The sequence below is a fragment of the Stenotrophomonas sp. YJH_SMC_19 genome (genome assembly GCF_059367915.1).
The window spans coordinates 11,878-34,039 of sequence record NZ_JCAFRI010000013.1 but is presented as its reverse complement, the minus strand read 5'-3'; the positions used below and the strand labels follow the sequence as shown (position 1 = coordinate 34,039).

The window sequence follows — 22,162 nt, the reverse complement described above, 5'->3', positions numbered from 1 at the left end:
TGGACCATGCCCGCGCTGCAGAGCACCCGTCAAGCGAGCCAGACCCCGTGGTTCGACAGTGAGCCGGCGGCGGCGCTGCGCGTTCTGGAACGGCAGTTGCTGCTTCCGCAGCTGTCGGCGCTGCCCGCGCAGCCCTGGCTGTGGATCGCGCCGAGTGCGGCCTGGCTGGAGGATGCGCAGCTGGGTGGGCGCGGCCTGCGCCTGTACCGGCAGGGAGCGGGGCCGGACTATGACGGCGATACCCGCTGCGGGCTGCCCTTGCCCCTGGCCAACGAGAGCGTCAATGCGATCGTGCTGCAGCATGTCACCACCGGCGATGCCGACCTGCTGCTCGACGAGTGCGAGCGCGTATTGATGCCGGGCGGCCATCTGTGGCTGAGCAGCCTCAATCCGTTCAGCCCCTACCGCACGCACTGGCGGCAGCATGGGCTGGTGGTGCGTACGCCGCAGCGGATCCGCCTGCTGCTCGGCCGCCATGGCCTGGAGTGCGACGATATGCGCTACCTCGGCCCGCTCTGGCGCGGTGCCGGCAGCCGTCGCCCGGGGGGCTGGGCGCCATTGCGCGCGGCCTGCCTGTTCCATGCGGAGAAACGCACGCTGGCCCTGCCCGGGCCGAAACCGCTGCCGGTGCGCTGGCACGGCACCGTTGCTACCTGATTCTGGAGCTGTATTGAAAACCATCGAAATCCACACCGACGGATCCTGCCTCGGCAATCCCGGCCCCGGCGGCTGGGCTGCGTTGCTGCGCTACAAGGGCCACGAGCGCGAGCTCAGTGGCGGTGAAGCGCACACCACCAACAACCGGATGGAGCTGATGGCGGCCATTTCCGGGCTGGAGACGCTGACCGAGCCGTGCAACATCGTGCTCTACACCGACTCGCAGTACGTGCGGCAGGGCCTGACCCAGTGGATGCCCGGCTGGATCCGCAAGAACTGGAAGACCGCTGGCGGTGATCCGGTGAAGAACCGCGAGCTGTGGGAGCGCCTGCACGCGGCCACGCTGCGGCACCAGATCGACTGGCGTTGGGTGAAGGGCCACTCCGGCGACCCGGACAATGAGCGGGTGGATACCCTGGCCCGCAACGCGGCGATCCAGATCCGCGACGCCAGCCCGGTAAACTGAGCCCATGCGTCAGATCATCCTCGATACCGAAACCACCGGCCTGGAGTGGAAGAAGGGCAACCGCATCGTCGAAATCGGCTGCGTGGAGCTGTTCAAGCGCCGCCCGACCGGCAACAACTACCACCAGTACATCAAGCCGGACTGCGAGTTCGAACAGGGCGCGCAGGAAGTCACCGGCCTGACCCTGGAGTTCCTCGATGACAAGCCTGAATTCGCGCAGATCGCCGATGAGTTCCTGGCGTTCATCGATGGCGCCGAGCTGATCATCCACAACGCGGCGTTCGACCTTGGCTTCCTCGACAACGAGTTGTCGCTGCTGGGGCCGCAGTACGGAAAGATCGCCGACCGCTGCACGGTCATCGATACCCTGGCGATGGCGCGTGAGCGCTTCCCGGGCCAGCGCAACTCGCTGGATGCGCTGTGCAAGCGGCTGGGCGTGGACAACTCGCACCGTGCGCTGCACGGCGGCCTGCTCGATGCGCAGATCCTGGGCGATGTCTATATCGCACTGACCTCGGGCCAGGAAGAGATCGGCTTCGGCCTGGGCGATGACGATGGCGGCGGCGCCGGCGCGGCGTTGCAGGCTTTCGATACCAGCAAGCTGCTGCCGCGTCCGCGCGTGGTGGCTACGCCGTCGGAACTGGAAGCGCACGCTGCGCGGCTGGAACGGCTGCGCAAGAAGGCCGGCCACGCACTGTGGGATGGCCCGAAGGTGGAAGAGCCCGCCAGCGCGTAATACATCGAGGTAGTGCCGGCCGCTGGCCGGCATCGTCCTGATACGAGGTTCCCCGGGTGAGCCGGCCAGCGGCCGGCACTACCGCCTCCACGCACGGCGTGGCTCTACCGGTTAATGGCAGCGCACCAGGATCACGCTGATGTTGTCACGGCCACCGCCATCGAGTGCGGCGGCGACCAGCGTATCCACGCATTCCTGCGCGCTGGCATCTTCGAATGCCAGGGTGCGGGCGATGCCGCGGTCATCCACTTCCTCGGTGAGACCGTCACTGCACAGCAGCAGCTGCATGCCCGGACGCAGCTCACCACTGGTGGTGGCCACGTTCAGGTGGGCTGGATCGGTCACGCCCAGTGCCTGGGTGACCACGTTGCGATGCGGATGCGCGCGTGCCTGTTCGGCGGTCAGGTTGCCCTGCGCGACCAGTTCCTGCACCACGCTGTGGTCCTGGCTGAGCTGCGCCAGCTGACCGTCGCGCCACAGGTAGGCGCGGCTGTCGCCGACCCAGGCCACTTCATAGCGGTTGCCCTGCACACGCGCGGCGACCACGGTGGTGCCCATCGGCAACGTGTCGTTGCGCCGGCGCGAGGCGCGGATGATCTCTTCGTCGGCAGTGCGGATGGCCTGTGCCAGCGGTGCTCCGCGGCGGATCTCGCGCACGATGGTTTCGCGTGCCAGTGCACTGGCCACTTCGCCGCAGGCATGCCCGCCCATGCCGTCGGCCACCAGCCACAGGGCCAGCTCGCTGTCACCGTAGTAGGTGTCCTCGTTGAGCTCGCGGCGCATGCCGGGGTGGGTGAGGTGTCCGAATTCGATCATGGTAGGCAGGGCGGGGTATTGCCGGGGGAGACAGGCATCATCGGGTGGCCGCAGGCATCCGGCAAGGCATGTGCCCAGGAAATTTTCAGTTCGTTGGCCGGAATGACTTGTCGTCGGCCTCACTTCCTCGTATGATGCGCGTCCCCGGTCCGCCGGGGACCACCCGGAGAGGTGGCAGAGTGGTTGAATGTACCTGACTCGAAATCAGGCAGGCGTTTATAGCGCCTCGGGGGTTCGAATCCCCCCCTCTCCGCCAGATAAAAGAAAAGGGCTGCCGAAAGGCAGCCCTTTTCTTTTATCTGGCGCGGGACACGACGCGCGTTTCGCGCGTCGCCCCACACGTTGCGTGGCAACGCGTGGGCCCCTCCCTTTGCCTGCCTCTCCCCGCCCCTGTCGGGGCAGCCCCTCAACAGAGGGGCTTGTTTCACCCGGCGATTCCCTGTGTGGCGGATGCAAGTCATTGCTTGGATGAGTTCGGTGATCATCCCCTCGACTGGAGAGGGCTGCCGAAAGGCAGCCTTTCTTCTTCCATCTGGCGCGGGAACGCGACGCGCGTTTCGCGCGTCCCCCCACACGTTGCGCCGCTCGTTGCCCGCTGGGTGCATCCACGCACGGCGTGGAAGGCAAGGCCATTCGCACAGGGCGGGGATCCATGCCCTGTGCGAATGGCGTGTGCTCAGAACGTGTAGCCCAGCCCCAGCTGTATGCCGTTCTGGGTCTGGCCGTCGCGCCGCTCGCCCACGTAATCAACCATCACCGACAGGCGCTTGCTGGCACGGCTGGTCACGCCCAGGTTACAGGTCAGGACCTGCTCACCGACGGGCTGGCTGCTGGCACTGAACAGCAGGTCCGGGGCGGCGGCGAAGCCGTTGCTGTAGCGGGCCTGGGTATCGCCCAGCTCCTTCTGCCAGACCACGCGGGCCCGCGGGGTGATGCGCTCGCCGTTGTTGCCGTCGAAGGTCTTGAACAACTGCAGGCCGGCGCCTACGCGGATGCTTTCCAGGCTGCCACTGCGGCCGATGAGTGCGGCTGCGTCCTGGCCTTCGTTGAAGTGCGTGGCCGAGGTGCGCATGTAGTCGATCACCGGCAGCAGCGGCTGTATCACCAGGCCGTTGCCGGTGGTGAACGAGAACGCATGCTCCACGCGCGCGGAAATCGCGTCGTTGCTGTACTTCGCACGCAGCGGTGCCTGCAGGCCCTCGATCCCCTCGATGCTGCGACGGGTGTCGTGGCGAAGATCGGTGTAGCGGACGGCGGCGGACAGGTAGCCACGCGAATAGAGCGCGTCCACGTAGCCGCCGATATCCAGCGCGCGGACATCGCCGCTGAATCCTGCACCTTCGCCGGACCGGGTCGACATGTCGGCCGCGGCAAGGCTCACGCCCAGTGTCACGCGGTCGTCTGCCAGGCGGGTATCGGCACCAAGCGCGATGCCGCCGATGGTGTGGTTCAGGCCGGCGATGCCCGCACCACCCTCGATACGGCCGTGGCTGCCGAACCCGCGCGCCCAGAAGCTGCGGTTGTGTCCGGCGTCGCTCGCATCACTGCCCGCATCTGCCGGTGCGACCAGGTGCATCGCCAGCTGGTTGAACAGGCGATTGCCGGTCATCGCAGATTGTGCCGAGGCCGTCTGTGCGGCCTGTGCAGCCAGGCCGTCCGCATCGCCACCGCTGCGTGATGCTGCCTGGTGCTGCTGCACGACGTTGCCGATGCTGCCGACCAGTGCGGAATCGGCCAGGCGCAGGCTGGCATGCCCGTCGCCGCGCAATGCTCCCGCCTGGCGCGCGATGTCATCGCGGTCAGCGAACTGCAGGGCACCCAGCAGTCCGCTCATCGAGGAGGTGCGCTGCGCAGCGGCCTGTTGCAATGCGATGCCCAGACCGTCGCCGGATGCGGCGTTGCCGAACAAGCGTGTGTCGTCGAAGGAGGGATTGGCGGTCAGCCACAGGCCACTGCCGGTCTGGTTGACGGTGAAGCTGAGCAGTGAATTGTGGCGAGGGCGGAACACCGCGCCGGGAGCGGTGAGATCCACCGCGCTGCCGGCCTCGCCACTGCGCTCGACGTACTGGAAGCGTCCTTCGATGAAGTCCGACACCGGCGCTGCGCGGGTCAGGGTATCGGGCGTAGCGGTGCGGCACCACAAGCCGGCGTACTCACCGTTCGACGGGCCGCAGGGGGCGACGGGCAGCTGCAGGGCGCTGGAATCCACCTGGGTTCCGACCAGATGGTTCTGCTGGCCTGCCGGGAAGAACGCCTGCTTGATGTCCAGCGTCAGCCTGGCGCTGGGGGCAATGCTCAGCACGGCGCGGTTGATGTTGCCGTACAGGTTGTAGTCACCGGACCGCCGGTCCTCTTCGACCAGGAAGTAGCGAGCTTCTTCCAGCGTCAGTGCCGGTGCGGTGCGCTGGCTGTCGACCTGGAAGGCCAGGTTCGCACCGTCATTGAGGTTGATGTAGCGCCCCTTGCCGATCCGGAAGCGTTCGCTGGTGAACACGTCGTCGCCACCCGGCGCGAGTGCTTCCAGCGAGTAGGGGCGCATGACGATGCCGGAGGGCGCGAGCGTTCCGCCCTCGTTGATGTCGATCGTGGCATTCAATGAACCGTGTCCGGTCAGCACGCCGCCGCGTTCGACCACGGTCAGGCTGCGCAGTGCGCCCTGCTGCAGCTCGATGCGCCCGCCATTGCGGGCGCCGATGGCTTCGGCGTGGTGGATCCAGCCATTCTGCTGCAGGCGCAGGGTGCCGCCATCGGCCACCACATACTGGGCGGCGGAGGCGGTACCCAGTGACCAGACACCGCCCTTGCCGATGCGGATCACACCGAAGGCGTCGTCCAGCCGGATGTCCGGGGCCGACTGCTGGAAGTAGCGCAGGTTGGCCAGCGCATTGGTGTAGCGCCCGCGCACGGCCAGGTTCGGATTGAGGTCTCCGCTCACTTCCTTGTCGACGGAAAGCACGTCGCCAGGCTGGACGTAACCGGCTTCGGTAACGACGCGATCACTGTAGAAGGTGACACCGGGATACGCGGTGCAGTTGCCTGCCGCGCTCTGGTCGCGGGTCGGGCAGAAGCGCGTGGCCACGGCCGCCACGTTCGGGTCGAAGTAGCGCAGGAAGCCCGACTGCTGGGTCAGTTCATAGTGCGCCTGGACGATGCGCGCTTCGATGACCGCGAAGTCGGTCGGGCCGAACATGTCCCGGTAATACTTGATGTACTTGTCCTGCCCCGGGTAGGGGGTAGGACCGTTCGGGCCGGATTCGCCATGGATGCCCAGCACCGTCTGCGTGTAGTTGCCGTGCGCCGGCAGCAGGCCGAACTGCGTGACCTTGCGCTTCACGCCGGCAACGAAGGCGTCGGCGCAGGCCGAGTAGCAGCCGCCGTCCAGTACGGTATCCAGCCCGTGCTGGCGGATGATGGCACCCATGCCCACGCCACCGGAGGCGGCCCCGCCCGGCGAGTTGCGGAACACCACCTGGCGGAGCGGCGTACCCCGGGCCTGCGCGGCCAGGATGTAGGCCTCCAGCGTCTGCGGATCGGTCGCCAGTACGTTGCCGGTGTAGTAGAGCGTGTCTCCATTCACGTGGAAGGCACTGGCATGGACCTGCGGCGAGGCAGCCATGCCGAGAAGTGCTGCAACAAGGGCACTGCCGAGGACGGTGGCGCGACGGGTGGGGAGGGCGGGATATCGATGCATGCGGAGTTCCACGGAAAGGAGTGAAGTGCGGTTGCCGCCCCTTTTTCGCTGCATGAACACGCTGATGCGGCGTGGTTTCAACACGTTGCAGTCTGGGCAGGGCGGGTCGCGCGCGCTCGGCCGTTGGACTGGCCGGGCGAGGAGGGCGACAGGCCGCCTCTCCAGACCGCTAACGCAGCTGCGGGGGGTTCTCCCCCAGTCATCGCGCTAGGCTGACCATGCAGGCGCCGGGCGCAGCGTTTGCGCCGCGCGGGTTACCATGTATGCATCACCTGCTGGAGCCTTCCCCCATGAGCGCTGAAATCCTTGTCCCCGTGTCCTTCGGCGAGCTGCTGGACAAGATCTCGATCCTGCAGATCAAGTCCGAGCGCATCAGCGACGAGGGCAAGCTGGCCAACGTGCGCAGGGAGCTGTCGGCGCTGGAGCAGACCTGGATGGCGCACCCGACGGCGGTGAAGGACATCGCCAAGCTGCGTGCCGAGCTGAAGGCGGTCAACGAGCAGCTGTGGGACATCGAGGACGACATCCGCCTGAAGGAAAAGGCGCAGGCGTTCGACCAGGGCTTCGTCGACCTGGCGCGCAGCGTCTACCTGCGCAACGACGAGCGTGCGCGCATCAAGAAGGCGATTAACCTGGCGCTGGGCTCGGCGTACGTGGAAGAGAAGTCCTACCAGGATTACGCGCAGCGCGCGTAATCCCGGCGGCCAAAAGGGGGAGGTCCACGCCACGCGTGGATGAAACCGCAGGGCGCAGGCCAACGCCCGGCCGGCCCATCACCCCAGATGATCGGCCACGTAACGCTCGAAAGCCGCGATGCCGTCTTCGACAGTGATCAGTTCCATCACATCGTCGAACTCGATCTTGGTGCCCCATTTCAGATCGGCGGCCTGCTTGGCCAGGTACTTGCGTGCGGCGTCGTCGTAGCGGTCCACGCAGTAGCGGCGGTCCGAGTACGGTCCGCTGCGGTTCGGGTTGCTGGCCGCATGCAGGCCCAGCACCTTGGCGCCCATCGCGTTGGCGATGTGCATCGGGCCCGAGTCCGGAGTCATCACCAGGTTGGCGCGGGCAAGCAGGGCAGGCAGCTGCTTCAACGTGTCCTTCCCGACCAGGTCCAGCGCCGGCGTGAGCAGTTGTGCCTGGATGGCATCGGCCATGCTGCGCTCCAGTTCGCTGCGGCCACCGCACAGCACCACCTGCCAACCACGCTGCGCGGCGTGGTTGGCCACGGCTGCATAGCGGTCTGCATACCAGTTGCGGCGCACGTGGCTGGAACAGGGCGAGATCATCAGCACCGGGCGCCCATCGTCCTGCCATTGCGCAGCGGCCCAGTCATATGCGGACTGGGGCACGGCCAGGTCCCAGCTGACCTCGGTCTGGCGCAGGCCCAGCGGCTCGCAGAAGCTGCCGATGGCATCCAGCACATGGACGCCGGGGCGGTCGGGAATGCGCTCGTTGATGAAGAGCCCGTGCAGGTCCTTGGAACGGCTGCGGTCGTAGCCGATGCGGCGCTCGGCGGGAATGAACGCCGACAGCAGGTTGGCGCGGAACGCCACCTGCATCTGCAGCAGCGCTTCAAAACGCCCCGGTGGCAGCTGTTTGCGCAGCTCCTTGACACCTGCCATGCCGCTCTTCTTGTCGTAGGCGTGGAAAGTGACGCCGGGCAGGCCATCGAGCAGTTTGTGGCCGACCTTGTCGATGATCCAGTGGATCGGCGTGTCCGGACGCGCAGCCTGCAGGGTGCGCACCAGGGGCACCACGTGGGTGACATCGCCGAGTGCGGACAGGCGCAGGAGGCACAAGGAGGAGGACGCTGATGCCATGTGTTGTTAGACTCAATGAAATGGTCGCATTCGACGCCAATGAAGCGCTGACGCCATGCCGCGAGGGTCGCGGCATCGGGGCCATTCTGTTCGACCGCGAGCGGCTGCGGCAAGCCGAGGTTGGCCTGTTCTCGCCCCAGCACTGGGGCAGCAAGGCCCGGCCGGTCGGCGAGGGCGGCCGCGGCAGCGCCTGGTTCATCGATGCGCCGTTCGGCGCCAGCGTGCTGCGCCACTACCTGCGCGGCGGCCTGGCAGCGAAGATCAGCCATGACCAGTACCTCTGGCGCGGGTCGGACCGGACCCGGAGCTTTGCCGAATTCCGCCTGATGCGCGCCCTGCGCGAGAAGAAGCTGCCGGTGCCCCGGCCGATCGCCGCGTACTACATGCGCGAAGGCCTGCGCTACCGGGCGGCAATCCTGATGGAGCGGATCGAGGGCGTGCGCTCGCTGGCCGACCGTGCGCTGGTCGCCGGACGGGGCGCGCCCTGGGAAGAGACCGGGCGGCTGATCGCCCGCTTCCACCGTGCCGGCCTGGACCATGCCGACCTCAACGCGCACAACATCCTGTTTGATGGCAACGGCCATGGCTGGCTGATCGACTTCGACCGTGGGGTGATCCGCATTCCGGCCACCGCCTGGCGCGAACGCAACCTCAAGCGCCTGCTGCGCTCGCTGATCAAGCTGCGCGGCGAGCGCAGCGTGGAGGACGTGCAGAAGGACTACGCGCGGCTGAGGCGCGCCTATGACATGGCCTGGAACCGGGGCACCTGATGGGCTGGTCGTTGCGTTTCCTCGGCGTCGGCAACGCGTCGGCGGTCGAGCTGGGGTCGCCGATGTCGGTGATCGAGCGGGACGGGCGGCCGTGGCTGACGATCGACTGCGGCGGCGAAGGCCTGACCGCGTTCAAGGCGCACTACGGGCACATGCCGCAGGCACTGTTCGTCACCCATGTACACCTGGATCACGTGGCCGGTTTCGAGCGGCTGTTCGTCGATACCTTCTTCAGCACGCAGCGCCGCGGCAAGGTGCGCCTGTATGTGCCTGCCACCGTGGTGCCGCTGCTGCACAAGCGCATCGGTGACTACCCGAACGTGCTGGCCGAGGGCGGTGCCAACTTCTGGGATGCGTTCCAGTTGATCGTGGTGGGCGAGGCGTTCTGGCACGAGGGCGTGCGCCTGGAAGTATTCCCGGTACGCCACCACTGGCCGGAGACGGCGTACGGCCTGCGCCTGCAGGGCGCGCTGACCTGGAGTGGTGATACCCGGCCGATTCCGGAGATGCTGGCCCGCTTCGCCAATGACAACGAACTGATCGCCCACGACTGCGGCCTGCACGGCAATCCGTCGCATACCGGTGTGGACGACCTGGAGCGCGAGTACAGCGCGGAACTGCAGGCGCGGATGATGCTCTACCACTACGCCAGCGTGGCTGATGGTGTGGCGCTGGCCGCGCGCGGCCACCGCGTGGCGCAGCCGGGGCAGTGCGTGCCGCTGGCAACCCCGACTGCACCGCACGTGCTGGCGCAGGATCCGCCGTGAGCGGTGCCGGCCAGCCCGCCGACGCGGCGCTGGCCGCCGGACTGGAGGTGCTGGAGCGCGCGCTGCATGCGCCTGCGGTGCGGGCCGATCCTGAGCGCCTTGACGCATTGCTGGACGAGGATTTCAGCGAGATCGGCAGTTCCGGGCAATGCTACGGCCGTGATGCAGCCTTGCAGGAGATCCCGTTGGAGCGCGCGCAGGTGCTGATCGAATCGGAACAGTACGCGGTGTGGTTGTTGGCCGACGGTCTGGCCCAGGTGCGTTATCGCAGCCGCCATTACCTCGACGGCCAGCCGCAAGGCTGGGTGCTGCGCAGCTCGCTGTGGCGCCGGCACGGGGATGGATGGCGCATGCTGTTCCACCAGGGCACGCCCGAGGCACGGTAGGACCGGGCCATGTCCGGCGAAGGGCGCCAACCAGGGGTGGCACCTGCCAGGGGCGGGGCGTCGCCGGAAAAGGCGATGGCCCCGCCGGCTGACCTCGGCGCCCGCGTCGATCGATACCGTTGCTGCCTTCCGGCCCTGGCGGGGTTTTCGACCTAGCGTCGCGAGGGGCCGACGGGGCCACCATAGAGACGTCGGCCGCCCGGAGGGCAGCCAGTTCACGGACCAGGGGAAGCAGCGCGCGATGCGCCAGAGACCACAGCCGGACTGCGCATCGGCTGGCCGATGGCAGACGCGTAGTCTAGCGCAGGCAGGTGCATCGACGCCAGCTTCACGCGCTGAATCCGCTGTAACCCGTTCCCGCCCATGGCGGCCCGGGCCACCCGCCGTTGCTAGAATGCCGGCCAGGAGGAACGGCCTCCCCCACATCGGGAATCAAAGACCAGGACGGCCTGGCCCTACCAAGAGGAGGGCCGTCATGGCCTGGATCTATCTGTTGTTCGCCGGCCTGCTGGAAATCGTCTGGGCCGTGTCCATGAAGCAGTCCGAAGGCTTCACCAAGCTCACCCCCACCGTGGTCACGATCGTCGGCATGATCGCCAGCTTCTGGTTGCTGGCGGTGGCCATGCGCAGCCTGCCGCTGGGCACCGCCTATACGATCTGGACCGGCATCGGCGCGGTCGGTGCGTTCGTGGTTGGCATCGTGTTCCTCGGCGAGCAGGTCAGCCCGATGCGGATCGGTGCAGCGGTGCTGATCGTTTCCGGCCTGGTGCTGATGAAACTCTCGAGCAGCTGAATGATTTACTTATGGCGGGGAAAGGAATCTCCGCTTCCAGCAGGTATATGCATTTTCGGCAAGACCATTTTGTCCGCCCGTTTTATTTGACGTACGTCATGAAAATAACGAGCGTGATTCACATGCCACTGGCACCGACGGTCGCACAGTGCCGCCATTCGTCGGGCGAAACCGGGGAGTTTTCGCCTTGAGGGACACGCTGTCGTACCTGTCACCGGGTGCGACCGCGTGAAGATGTGAAGATTTTCAGGAGTTAATGCCTTCAAACCTTGTTTCCGCATCGGGAGCCGGGGTGGGCCGCATTGTCTCCAAAAAACCTGCCAGCTGTGCCATCCGGTCTTTTCATGGAGATTTACCGATGAACCGCATTTACCGTCTGGTTTTCAATCGTGCCCTTGGGGTAATGCAGGTTGCTTCGGAGGTCGCCCAGAACCCCGGCGGAAGCGCGGTCAGCGCAGGGCGGGTGCCGCGATTGCGGGCGCACCAGCTGGCGGCGGCTTTGGCCGCCACACTGGCCAGCGGATCGGCATTCGCAGCGTGCACCGGCACCACAACCGTAAACTGCGACAGCACCACCAACATCAACAACTACTCCAACGCGACCAACGGCCTCACGCTGAACATCGCCGCGGGTGCATTGCTGCGTACGCCGCCGGTCGTAGGTGGCGGCAACGCAGCAACGCTGACCGGCGACAACGTGACGGTCAACAACAATGGCACGATCGATCCGAGCTCGATCATCCTCGCCTCGCCCGGCCTGGTCATCGGCAATGGTTCTGCCAACAACAGCGCGATCGTCGTCAACAACAACGCCAGCGGACAGATCAAGGGTGTCGTCAACATCGCAACGCTGCTGGGCTTCGGTGGACAGGCGCTGGTGGCACAGAATGTCAACGGCACCACTACCATCAACAACGCCGGCCTGATCAGCACGTCGCTGATCGGTGCAGGCAGCGTTTCCGACGCGACCACGGTGGTGACCTATGGTGGTGCAGCCGCCAATGTGACCAACACAGGCACCATCGACGGACGCGTCGGCCTGGGTGCTTCTGGCGGTAACACGTTCCTCAATGCGGGGGCGGTCAGTGGCAGCGTTCACCTGGGTGATTCAACCGGCGGCAACACCTTCACCGCAGTGTCGGGTTCCAGCGTTGTGAGCGGCGGCGGCAGCGCTCTTGCCGGCGTGATTACCGGTGTCACCGGGGTAAAGGTTGCGGCAGCGGGATCGGTCGACGCCGGTACCGGCAGTGGTGCGGCCAACAACACGCTGGTGTTGCAGAACGTCGTCAGCGGTCCGGGGTCCGGCATCGGCGGAGCGGTGACCACGCTGGGCTGGAACCAGTACCTCAACTTCCAGAAGCTCACCGTCAACAGCGGCACCTGGAACCTGCAGGGTGCGTGGGCGGGTGCGGGTACGACCACGCTCAATGATGGCCTGGTCAATTTCAACAATGCCGGTTCCTTCGGCACAGGGCTGTTCACCGCCAACGGCGGTGCCATCGCCTCCGCCACGGCCGGTCTGAACCTGGCCAACCCTTTCAGCCTTGGTGGCAATCTGTCCCTGGCAGGGACCAATGCGTTCAGCCTGGGGGGCTTGCTGTCCGGTACTGGCGGGCTGACGGTCAACAACACCGGCATCGTCACGCTCGGCGGCGCAAACCTGTTCTCCGGCGGCGTCAACCTCAATGCCGGCGGCCTGCTGCTGGGCAATGCGGGCGCGCTGGGCAGCGGCAACCTGACCGTGGGTGGCAGCGCTTCACTGGATACGACGTCGGGCTTCACCCTAGGCAACAATCTGGTGATCAATGGCGGGGGCTCGCTGAACCTGCTGGGCAGCAATGCGTTGTCATTGAACGGTTCGATCTCCGGTGCCGGCAACCTGACCAAGAGCGGCGCCGGCACCCTCACCTTGAACGGCGCCAATGCGCTGACCGGCAGTTTCAACCTGGCCGGAGGCGCGTTGGCGCTGGGCGCGGGCGGCAGCCTGTCACCCACCGGCGCGATCACGGTCGGCGTCGGTACCACCCTGGACCTGTCGGCGGCCGCCAACCAGACCATCGGTTCGCTGGCGGGCCTCGGCGGTTCGGTCAACCTGGGCAGCCACACGCTCACCCTCGCGGGGCTGGGCGATACCAGCTACAGCGGTACGTTCGCCGCAGGCACGGGTGGCCTGGTCAAGCTGGGCACCGGCGTGCAGACCTTGTCGGGCGTGAACAACCTCAGTGGCGGCGTGGCACTCAACGGCGGTGGCCTGCTGCTGGGCAATGCTGCTGCGCTGGGCAGCGGTGCGCTCAGTGTCGGCGGCAACGTGACGCTCGATGGAACCACGGGGGCGCTTGCACTGGCCAACGCGGTCAACCTCGGTTCGGGTGCCAGCCTCAATCTGCTCGGCAACCAGGCGTTGACGTTCAACGGCGTGATCGGTGGCACCGGCAGCCTGGTCAAGAGTGGTGCGACCACGCTGACCCTCAACGCTGCAAATACCTTTGGTGGTGGGCTGGCGCTCAATGCCGGTGGCCTGGTCCTGGGCAATGCCGGCGCGCTCGGAACCGGCGCGCTGAATGTCGGCGGTGCGACAACGCTCGATGCCAGCGCGGCGCTGAGCGTGGGCAATGGCATCAACCTCGGCGCAGGTGGCCTGCTGAATGTACTGGGCAGCAGTGCATTGACGCTGGGCGGCGCCATCGGTGGCACCGGCAGCCTGGTCAAGAACGGTGCAGCCACGCTTACGCTGGGTGGCGCAAATACCTTCACCGGCGGCCTGGCGATCAATGCCGGCAAGGTTGCGGTGGGCAGCGGCGGAAGCCTGGCCGCCGGCGGTGCGGTCAGCCTGGCCGGCGTTGGCGCGGACCTGGACATCTCGCTCGGCGGCAACCAGACCATCGGTGCGTTGTCCGGCGTGGCTGGCAGCACCCTGTCGCTGGGCAGCAGCACGCTGACCTTCGGTGATGCCACCAACCAGACCTTCGCCGGCGTCATCGGCGGCACCGGTGGCCTGATCAAGCAGGGCACCGGCGTGCAGACGCTGACCAGCGCCAGCACCTTCAGCGGTGGGGTGAATCTTGCCGCCGGTGGCCTGGTGCTGGGCAACGCCGGTGCGCTGGGAAGCGGTGCGCTGACCGTCAGTGGCAACGGTTCGCTGGACGCCACTGCTGCACTGAACCTGGGCAATGCGATCAACCTCGGCGCGGCGTTGACCCTGCCGGGCAGCCAGAACCTGGCCCTGGCCGGCAACATCACCGGCACCGGCAGCCTGGTCAAGAATGGCGCGTCGACACTGACCTTGAACGGTACCAACACCTTCAGCGGTGGACTGAGCGCAAACGCCGGCAGTCTGCTGCTGGGCAACAGTGGCGCACTCGGTACGGGAGTATTGGGCATTGGCGGCAGCGTCTCGCTCGATGGCGGCGCCCCGCTGAACCTGGCCAACAATGTGTCCCTGGGCGGGGGTGCCGCGCTGTCGCTGCCGGGCTCGCAGGCGATCACGCTGGGTGGCGTGGTGTCCGGTGCCGGCAGGCTGGTGAAGAACGGTGCCACCACCTTGACCCTCAATGGCGCCAACACCTTCGGTGGCGGGCTGACCGTCAACGGCGGCGGCGTGTTCCTGGGGAACGCCGGCGCACTGGGCACCGGTGCACTGTCGGTGGGCGCCAATGCCACGCTGGACAGTTCAGTAGCGCTGAACCTCGCCAACGACCTCAACCTTGGGGCAGGCGCGGCGCTGGATCTGCTGGGCAGCCAGAACGTGTCGCTGGGCGGTCTCATCAGTGGTACTGGCAGCCTGGTCAAGAACGGTACGGCGACGCTGGCGTTGAACGGCGTCAATACGTTCAGCGGGGGCGTCGGCCTCAACGCGGGCCTGCTGCAGCTGGGCAATGCGCAGGCGCTGGGTACCGGCCAGCTGGACGTGGGCGGCAACGCTTCGCTGGAGGCCACAACGGCGCTGGCGCTGGGCAACACCATCGGTCTCGCTGCCGGTGCCAACCTTTCCGTGCTGGGCAGCAATGACCTGACGCTGGCCGGTCCGGTATTCGGTGCCGGTGGGCTGATCAAGGACGGCACGGCGCGGTTGACGTTGTCGGGCGCCAATACCTACAACGGAGGCACCACCATCAACGCCGGCACGCTGGCGCTGGGCGCAGGCGGCAGTCTCGCCGCAGCCGGTGCGGTGAATCTTGCCGTTGCGGGCGCGACACTGGACATCTCCGCAGCCGGTGCGGCACAGACCATCGGCGCGTTGAATGGCGTGGCGGGCAGCCAGCTGGCGCTGGGCGCGCAGTCGCTGACCTTTGGCGGCGCCGGCAACGGCAGCTTTGCCGGCGTGATCGGTGGCACTGGCGGCCTGGTCAAGACGGGTACCGGCGTGCAGACGCTGTCCGGTGCCAACACCTTCAGTGGCGGTGTTGCACTCAACGCGGGTGGCCTGATCCTCGGCAATGCCAGCGCGCTCGGCACCGGTGCGCTGGGCATCGGTGGCACCACCACGCTGGACAGCACGGTGGCGTTGAACCTGGCCAACGCAGTGAACTTCGGTGCGGGCACGCAGCTGACGCTGGGCGGCAGCAACGATGTCACGCTCGGTGGCGTGGTGGCCGGCAACGGCAGCCTGGTCAAGAATGGTGCGGGCCTGCTGACCCTCAACAACACCAACACCTTCGGTGGCGGCCTGACCTTGAACGGTGGTGGCCTGGTGGTCGGCGCGAATGGTGCGCTCGGTACCGGTGCGCTGGCGGTCAATCCCAGCACCACGCTGGATGCGGGCACTGCAGTGACGCTCGGCAATGCGGTCACGCTGGGCTCGGGCGTCGCACTCACGCTGCCCGGCAGCAATGCGCTGACGCTGTCGGGCGTGGTAGGCGGCAATGGCAGCCTGATCAAGAATGGCGGCACCACGTTGACGCTGTCCGGTGCCAACACCTACACCGGCGGTACCACCATCAACGCCGGCACGCTGGCGTTGGGCACGGGTGGCAGTCTCGCCGCAGTCGGTGATGTCACGTTGGGCGCAGGCGCAGGCTTCGATATCTCCGGTGCCGGCGGCAACCAGACCATCGGCGCGCTCAACGGCGCGGGCGGCAGCACGCTGACGCTGGGCGGCAATTCGTTGACCTTCGGTACCGCCGGCAACGCCGCGTTCGATGGCGTGATCAGCGGCGGTGGTGGCCTGGTCAAGGTGGGCGCGGGCGTACAGACCTTGTCCGGCGCCAACACCTTCGGCGGCGGCGTCACCCTCAATGCAGGTGGCCTGGTGCTTGGCAATGATGCGGCGTTGGGCGCGGGTGCATTGACCGTCGGTGGTGCTGCCACGCTGGATACCACCGGCCTGGCAACGCTGGCCAACAACATTGCGCTCAATGCCGGGCTGACCGTAATCGGGACCAATGCACTGACGCTCAACGGCGTCCTTTCCGGGGCCGGCAGCCTGACCAAGAATGGCAGCGCGACGCTGACCCTGAACGGCATCAACACCTACACCGGTGGCACCAACATCAACGCCGGCACGCTGGCGCTGGGGGCCGGTGCCAGCCTGGCCGCGAGCGGTACCGTCAATCTTGCCACCGGCGCCACGCTGGACCTGTCGGCCGGCAGTGGCACGCAGCAGTTCGGCACGCTGGTCGGCAACGGTACGGTGAACCTCGGTGCCAACTCGATCGAAGTGGGCGGCGCCACCGATGGCACCTTCAGTGGCTCGATCGCAGGCACCGGTGGCCTGACCAAGGTCGGTGCCGGCATCGAGACGCTGACCGGTGCCAACACCTACACCGGCGGCACGTTCATCAACGCCGGTACCCTGGCGATCGGCCCCGGCGGCAGTCTGGCCGCGACCGGTGCGGTGACGCTCACTGCGACAGGCACGGGCTTCGATATCTCCACTGCCGGCGCCAACCAGACCATCGGGGCGTTGAACGGCGTGGCGGGTTCGACGGTGAGCCTGGGGGCGCAGACGCTGACCCTGGGCGGCGTTGGCAACAGCATCTTCGATGGCGCGATCTCCGGCACCGGCGGCCTGGTCAAGAATGGCGCCGGCAGCCTCACGCTGGGCGGTGCCAACCTGTTCAGCGGTGGCGTCGCGCTCAATGGCGGCGCATTGGTGGTCGGCAACAACGCTGCGCTCGGCAGCGGTGCGCTGACGGTGGGAAGCAACGCGACGCTGGATGCATCCACCGGCGTCAGCCTGGCCAACAACATCAACCTCGCATCGGGTGCCAACCTCGATCTGCTCGGCAGCCAGGCGCTGACCCTGGGCGGCGTAATCTCCGGCACGGGCGGGCTGATCAAGGACGGTGCGGCCACGGTGACCCTGAGCGGCGCCAACACCTACACCGGTGGCACCACCATCAACAGCGGCACGCTGGCGATCGGCGCTGGTGGCAGCCTCGCCGCGGCCGGCGCAGTGAACCTGGCCGGTGCCGGCACGTTCGACATTTCGGCGGGCAACCAGGCCATCGGTTCGCTGGCCGGCGTCGCCGGCAGTACGGTGGCGCTGGGCGGCAGCACGCTGACCCTGGGCGGCACCGTGGACAGCACCTTCAGCGGTGCGATCAGTGGCAACGGCGGCCTGGTCAAGAACGGCGCAGGCGTGCAGACGCTCAACGGCGCCAGCACCTTCAGCGGCGGCGTAGCGCTCAACGCCGGTGGCCTGGTGGTCGGCAACAATGCTGCGTTGGGCACCGGTGCAGTGACGGTCGGAGGCGCTGCGACACTCGATTCGAACACGGCGGTCACCCTCGCCAACAACTTCACCCTCAACAACGCGTTGACCGTCCTCGGCAGCAACAACCTCACCCTCAACGGCATCCTCAGTGGTACCGGCTCACTGACCAAGGAGGGTGCCGCGACGCTGACCTTGAATGGTGCCAACACCTATACCGGCGGTACTTTCATCAACGCCGGCACCCTGGCACTGGGTGCTGGCGCCAGCCTGGCCTCCTCAGGCACCGTCAACCTGGCCACGGGGGCGACCTTCGATCTGTCAGCAGGCAGCGGCACGCAGCAGTTCGGTACCCTGATCGGCAGCGGTACAGTGAATCTGGGCGCCAACACGCTGACGATCGGAGGCCCTGCCAATGGCACCTTCAGTGGTTCGGTGGCCGGCTCCGGTGGCCTGATCAAGGAAGGTGCGGGAACGCAGACGCTGACCGGTACCAACACCTTCACCGGTGGCACCACCATCAACGCCGGCACGCTGGCGATCGGTGCCGGCGGCAGCCTTGCAGCGACCGGTGCGGTCACCCTGGCCAACGCCGGCACCACCTTCGACATCAGCGCGGGTGGTGCGCAGGCGATCGGTTCGCTGGCAGGCGTGGCAGGTTCGACCGTGGCGCTGGGCGGCAGCACGCTGACCCTCAATGGCGTGGGCAATACCACGTTCGCCGGCACCATCGGAGGGGCCGGTGGCCTGGTAAAGAACGGCGCAGGCATCCAGGGCTTGACTGGCGTCAACGTCTTCACGGGCGGCGTGACCCTCAATGCCGGTGGCCTGCTGCTGGGCAACGACGGTTCGCTGGGCATCGGCGCGCTGACCGTAGGCGGCAACGCCAGCCTGGACGGCACCAGTGCGCTGACTCTGGCCAACACCGTGCAGCTGGCCAGCGGCACGCTGACTCTGGCCGGCAGCAACGCGCTGACCTTGAACGGACCGATCAGCGGTGCCGGTGGCCTGCTGAAGGATGGCGCGGCGACGGTCACCCTGGGCGGTGCCAGCAGCTATACCGGCACCACCACCATCAACAGCGGCACGCTGGCGGTAGCAGCCGGCGGCAGCCTGTCCGGTGCCAGCACGGTCAACCTGGCCGGTGCTGGCACACTGGATATCAGCGCCGGTGGCAACCAGAGCATCGGCGGCCTGGCCGGTGTGGCCGGCAGCACGGTGGCGCTGGGAGGCGCAACGCTGACTACCGGCGGCAACAACGCCAGCACCGTGTTCGCTGGCGTCCTCAGTGGCACCGGCGGCCTGGTGCAGGGAGGTACCGGTACGCTGACCCTGAGCGGCGACAACACCTATACCGGCGGTACCACCATCAACGGTGGCAGCACCCTGCAGATCGGCAACGGTGGCAGCACCGGTTCGGTGCTGGGCGACATCACCAACAATGGCAGCCTGGTCTACAACCTCGGCACCACGGCAACCGTGGGTGCGGTGGTCAGTGGCAATGGCGGTCTGGCCCAGGCCGGCAGCGGCACGCTGGTGCTGACCGGCAACAACACCTACACCGGAGGGACCACCATCAATGCCGGCGGCACGCTGCAGATCGGCAACGGTGGTGCGACCGGTGCGATCGTCGGCGACATCACCAACAACGGCGCGCTGGTGTCCAACGTGGCCGGCAACACCACGCTCGGTGGCACCATCAGCGGCAGTGGCGGCCTGACCCAGGCCGGCAGCGGCACGCTGGTGCTAACCGGCAACAACACCTATACCGGCGGCACCACCATCAATGCCGGTGGCACCCTGCAGGTGGGCAATGGCGGTGCAACCGGTGCGATCACCGGCAACGTTGCCAACAACGGCAGCCTGGTATTCAACGTGGGCGGCAACACCACGGTCGGTGGCGCGATCAGCGGCAGCGGTGGCCTGACCCAGGCCGGCAGCGGCGTGCTGACCCTGGTCGGCAACAACACCTATACCGGTGGCACCACGATCAATACCGGCGGTACGCTGCAGGTCGGCAACGGCGGGGCAACCGGCGCCATCGCTGGAGACATCACCAACAATGGCGCGTTGATCTCCAACGTGGCCGGCAACACGCAGCTGGGCGGCACCATCAGCGGTACGGGTGGCCTGACCCAGGCGGGCAGTGGGTCGCTGGTGCTGACCGGCACCAACACCTACACCGGGGGTACCACCATCAACGCCGGCGGCACGCTGCAGCTGGGCAATGGCGGCGCGACCGGCTCGATCATTGGCGATGTCACCAACAACGGCACGCTGCTGTCCAACGTGGCCGGCAACACCACGCTGGGTGGCACCATCAGCGGCAGCGGCGGCCTGACCCAGGCCGGCAGCGGCACTCTGACCGTGACCGGCAACAACACCTACACCGGGCCGACCACGATCAACGCAGGCGGCACGCTGCAGGTCGGCAACGGCGGTGCGACCGGCGCGATCGGTGGCAACGTCACCAACAACGGCAACCTGGTGTTCAACGTGGCCGGCAATACCACGGTCGGTGGCGCCATCAGCGGCAGCGGTGGCCTGACCCAGGCCGGCAGCGGCACGTTGATCCTGGGCGGCAACAACACCTATACCGGTGGCACCACCATCAATACCGGCGGCACGTTGCAGGTCGGCAATGGCGGCGCCAGCGGTGCGATCGCCGGCAACGTCAGCAACAACGGCAGCCTGGTGTTCAACGTGGGCGGCAACACCACCGTCGGAGGCACCATCAGCGGCAATGGTGGCCTGACCCAGGCCGGCACCGGAACGGTCACCCTGACCGGCAACAACACCTACACCGGCGGCACCACCATCAATGCCGGCGGCACCGTGCAGGTCGGCAATGGCGGCGCCAGCGGCTCGATCACCGGCAATATCACCAACAACGGTGGCCTGGTCATCAACACCGGCGGCACCACCACGCTGGGCGGCACCATCAGCGGTGGTGGCAGCATCGTGCAGGCAGGCCCGGGCGGCCTGAACCTGGGCGGCAACAGCGGCGGCTTCAGCGGCACCGGCCAGGTCACCGGGGGTGGCCTGAATGTCACCGGCAACATCGGTGGCCAGTGGACCATCGGCAGCGGTACCACGCTGTCCGGTACCGGGACCATCGGTGGCACGGGTGGCGGCGTGACGGTGTCCAGCGGCGGCGTGCTGTCGCCGGGCAATGGCCCGGGCAACGGCAGTGGTGCAGGCAATGGCACCGGCACGATCACGGTGGGCGGCAACCTGACGTTGTCGCCGGGCAGCACGCTGGGCGTCGATCTGGGTGCCAGCGGCAGCGACACGGTGCAGGTGGGCGGCAGCGCCAACGTGGGTGGCAGTACCGTGCAGGTGAACACGATTTCGCCGAGTACCAGCTACCAGCAGGGCCAGCAGTACACGGTGGTCAATGCGGGCGGTGGCGTGAGTGGGCAGTTCGCTTCGGCGACCTCGCCGTCGGCCTTCCTGACCATCACCCCGGTCTATACCGCCAACACGGCCAACCTGCAGATCGACGTGGCGCAGACCGCGGCATTCACCACGGCGGCGAAGACGCGCAACCAGTACAACACCGCTGCAGCGCTGGACAGCCTGCCGCAGAGTGGTCCGGCACTGGGCCTGTACAACACGCTGCTGATGTATGACGCGGGTACCGCGCGTGCGGCGTTCGACCAGTTGTCCGGCGAGGTGCATGCGGCCAGCCGTGCGGTGCTGCTGTACGACAACTACCTGGAAGAGGGCATCCGCCAGCGTCTCGGCAGCGAACTGCCGACCGTGCGTGGCGAGCGTGCCTCGGCCTGGCTGGCCGGCAGCGGCAAGGTGTTCCGCCAGGACGGTGACGGCAACGGCGATGACATCCGCTCCAACCGCAATGCACTGATGGCGGGCGTGGACTGGCAGCTGGGCGAACACGTGGTGCTGGGTGCGGCCGCAGGCAACGAGCGGCTGGATACGCGCCTGTACGATCGCAGCTCGCGGGCCCGCCTGCGCGGCAACACGTTCGGCCTGTATGCGCAGGGCCAGTGGAACAACGGCTTTGCGGTCGGTGGCAGCGTATCGCGCGGTGACTACCGCACGCGTACCACGCGTGAGGTGCCGCTGCTGGGCCAGACCCTGTACAGCCGCCAGGACTCGGATGTGACCATCGCGCAGGTGGAGGGCAGCTGGACCTGGACCCATGGCAGGACCCAACTGCAGCCGTATGTGCAGTTCACCAGGCACTGGGTCGACAGTGATCGTGCGGTGGAGCAGGGCGGCACGGCTGCGCTGGTGCTGGAAGGCGGCAAGGACACGCTCAATGTCAGCACCGTGGGCGTGCGCGGCCGTTGGGATGTGGGCAGCGGCGAGCGCTTCCCGGCGCAGCTGACGGTTGGCCTGGGCTGGCAGCATGCATCGGGTGATACCGATGTGGCCAGCCGCAACCGCTTCGCGGTGGGCGGCAATGCCTTCGACGTCTACAGCGCGGTGATGGCACGCAATGCGCTGGTCAGTCAGGTGGGCGTGGCGGTGGGCCTCGGCCGCAACAGCCAGCTGTCGATGTTCGTGCAGGGCCAGCACGGCGATGGCCGCCGCGACGTGGGCGGGCAGATCAACCTGCGTGTGGGCTTCTGAGGAGAGTGG

12 protein-coding genes, 1 tRNA gene and 1 other RNA gene are annotated in these 22,162 nt (G+C 67.2%); 10 read left to right on the top strand and 4 right to left on the bottom strand.

Annotation, left to right across the window (positions count from 1 at the left end; all coding sequences use genetic code 11):
- The first annotated feature begins 6 nt into the window (after positions 1-6).
- From AC5P5R_RS13910 to dnaQ, 3 genes are read left to right on the top strand one after another with little or no spacing between them, the layout of a single operon-like run.
- On the top strand, positions 7-657 hold the full coding sequence (locus AC5P5R_RS13910; RefSeq protein WP_049459830.1) for a class I SAM-dependent methyltransferase: 651 nt from the start codon (positions 7-9) through the stop codon (positions 655-657).
- 13 nt (positions 658-670) lie between these two features.
- The gene (gene rnhA, locus AC5P5R_RS13905; RefSeq protein ID WP_005408275.1) at positions 671-1,123 is read left to right on the top strand and encodes a ribonuclease HI; all 453 of its coding nucleotides are present in this window, start codon (positions 671-673) and stop codon (positions 1,121-1,123) included.
- Positions 1,124-1,127: 4 nt separating this feature from the next.
- On the top strand, positions 1,128-1,859 hold the full coding sequence (dnaQ, locus tag AC5P5R_RS13900; protein ID WP_005408276.1) for a DNA polymerase III subunit epsilon: 732 nt from the start codon (positions 1,128-1,130) through the stop codon (positions 1,857-1,859).
- A gap of 111 nt (positions 1,860-1,970) precedes the next feature.
- On the opposite strand, the gene AC5P5R_RS13895 is transcribed toward dnaQ, so the two are convergent.
- On the bottom strand, positions 1,971-2,675 hold the full coding sequence (locus tag AC5P5R_RS13895) for a PP2C family protein-serine/threonine phosphatase (protein ID WP_005408277.1): 705 nt from the start codon (positions 2,673-2,675) through the stop codon (positions 1,971-1,973).
- A 165-nt stretch (positions 2,676-2,840) separates the two neighbouring features.
- Between AC5P5R_RS13895 and AC5P5R_RS13890 the strand changes: the two genes are divergently transcribed.
- A tRNA-Ser gene (locus AC5P5R_RS13890) sits at positions 2,841-2,931 on the top strand.
- 420 nt (positions 2,932-3,351) lie between these two features.
- Here AC5P5R_RS13890 and AC5P5R_RS13885 read toward each other — a convergent pair.
- Positions 3,352-6,366 (bottom strand): autotransporter outer membrane beta-barrel domain-containing protein, encoded by a 3,015-nt coding sequence (locus AC5P5R_RS13885; protein ID WP_100438900.1) that lies wholly within the window; start codon positions 6,364-6,366, stop codon positions 3,352-3,354.
- Positions 6,367-6,656: 290 nt separating this feature from the next.
- Here AC5P5R_RS13885 and AC5P5R_RS13880 point away from each other — a divergent pair, with 290 nt between their 5' ends.
- Positions 6,657-7,061: a DUF6165 family protein gene (locus tag AC5P5R_RS13880; RefSeq protein ID WP_060380025.1), complete on the top strand. Its 405-nt coding sequence runs from the start codon at positions 6,657-6,659 to the stop codon at positions 7,059-7,061.
- 78 nt (positions 7,062-7,139) lie between these two features.
- On the opposite strand, the gene AC5P5R_RS13875 is transcribed toward AC5P5R_RS13880, so the two are convergent.
- Complete coding sequence (locus tag AC5P5R_RS13875) at positions 7,140-8,186, bottom strand: glycosyltransferase family 9 protein (protein WP_012479274.1); 1,047 nt, start codon at positions 8,184-8,186, stop codon at positions 7,140-7,142.
- A 20-nt stretch (positions 8,187-8,206) separates the two neighbouring features.
- On the opposite strand from AC5P5R_RS13875, the gene AC5P5R_RS13870 reads away from it, so the two are divergent.
- The 3 genes from AC5P5R_RS13870 to AC5P5R_RS13860 are packed head-to-tail and all read left to right on the top strand — an operon-like array spanning position 8,207 to position 10,109.
- Complete coding sequence (locus tag AC5P5R_RS13870) at positions 8,207-8,956, top strand: 3-deoxy-D-manno-octulosonic acid kinase (RefSeq protein WP_012479275.1); 750 nt, start codon at positions 8,207-8,209, stop codon at positions 8,954-8,956.
- Entirely contained in the window at positions 8,956-9,723 is a 768-nt protein-coding gene (locus tag AC5P5R_RS13865) for an MBL fold metallo-hydrolase (protein ID WP_005408284.1), read from the top strand. Before AC5P5R_RS13870 ends, AC5P5R_RS13865 begins: the two co-directional genes overlap by 1 nt.
- Positions 9,720-10,109, top strand: a complete 390-nt coding sequence (locus AC5P5R_RS13860; RefSeq protein WP_049459828.1) for a nuclear transport factor 2 family protein — start codon at positions 9,720-9,722, stop codon at positions 10,107-10,109. Before AC5P5R_RS13865 ends, AC5P5R_RS13860 begins: the two co-directional genes overlap by 4 nt.
- Before the next feature lie 78 nt (positions 10,110-10,187).
- Here the strand turns inward: AC5P5R_RS13860 and ffs are convergent.
- An RNA gene (gene ffs / locus AC5P5R_RS13855) (signal recognition particle sRNA small type) lies at positions 10,188-10,284 on the bottom strand.
- Between the two features lie 300 nt (positions 10,285-10,584).
- Between ffs and AC5P5R_RS13850 the strand changes: the two genes are divergently transcribed.
- Positions 10,585-10,902, top strand: a complete 318-nt coding sequence (locus AC5P5R_RS13850) for a DMT family transporter (protein WP_005408286.1) — start codon at positions 10,585-10,587, stop codon at positions 10,900-10,902.
- A 358-nt stretch (positions 10,903-11,260) separates the two neighbouring features.
- Positions 11,261-22,153, top strand: coding sequence for an autotransporter-associated beta strand repeat-containing protein (locus AC5P5R_RS13845; protein ID WP_329752193.1), 10,893 nt, complete (start codon positions 11,261-11,263; stop codon positions 22,151-22,153).
- The last annotated feature ends 9 nt before the right edge of the window (positions 22,154-22,162 follow it).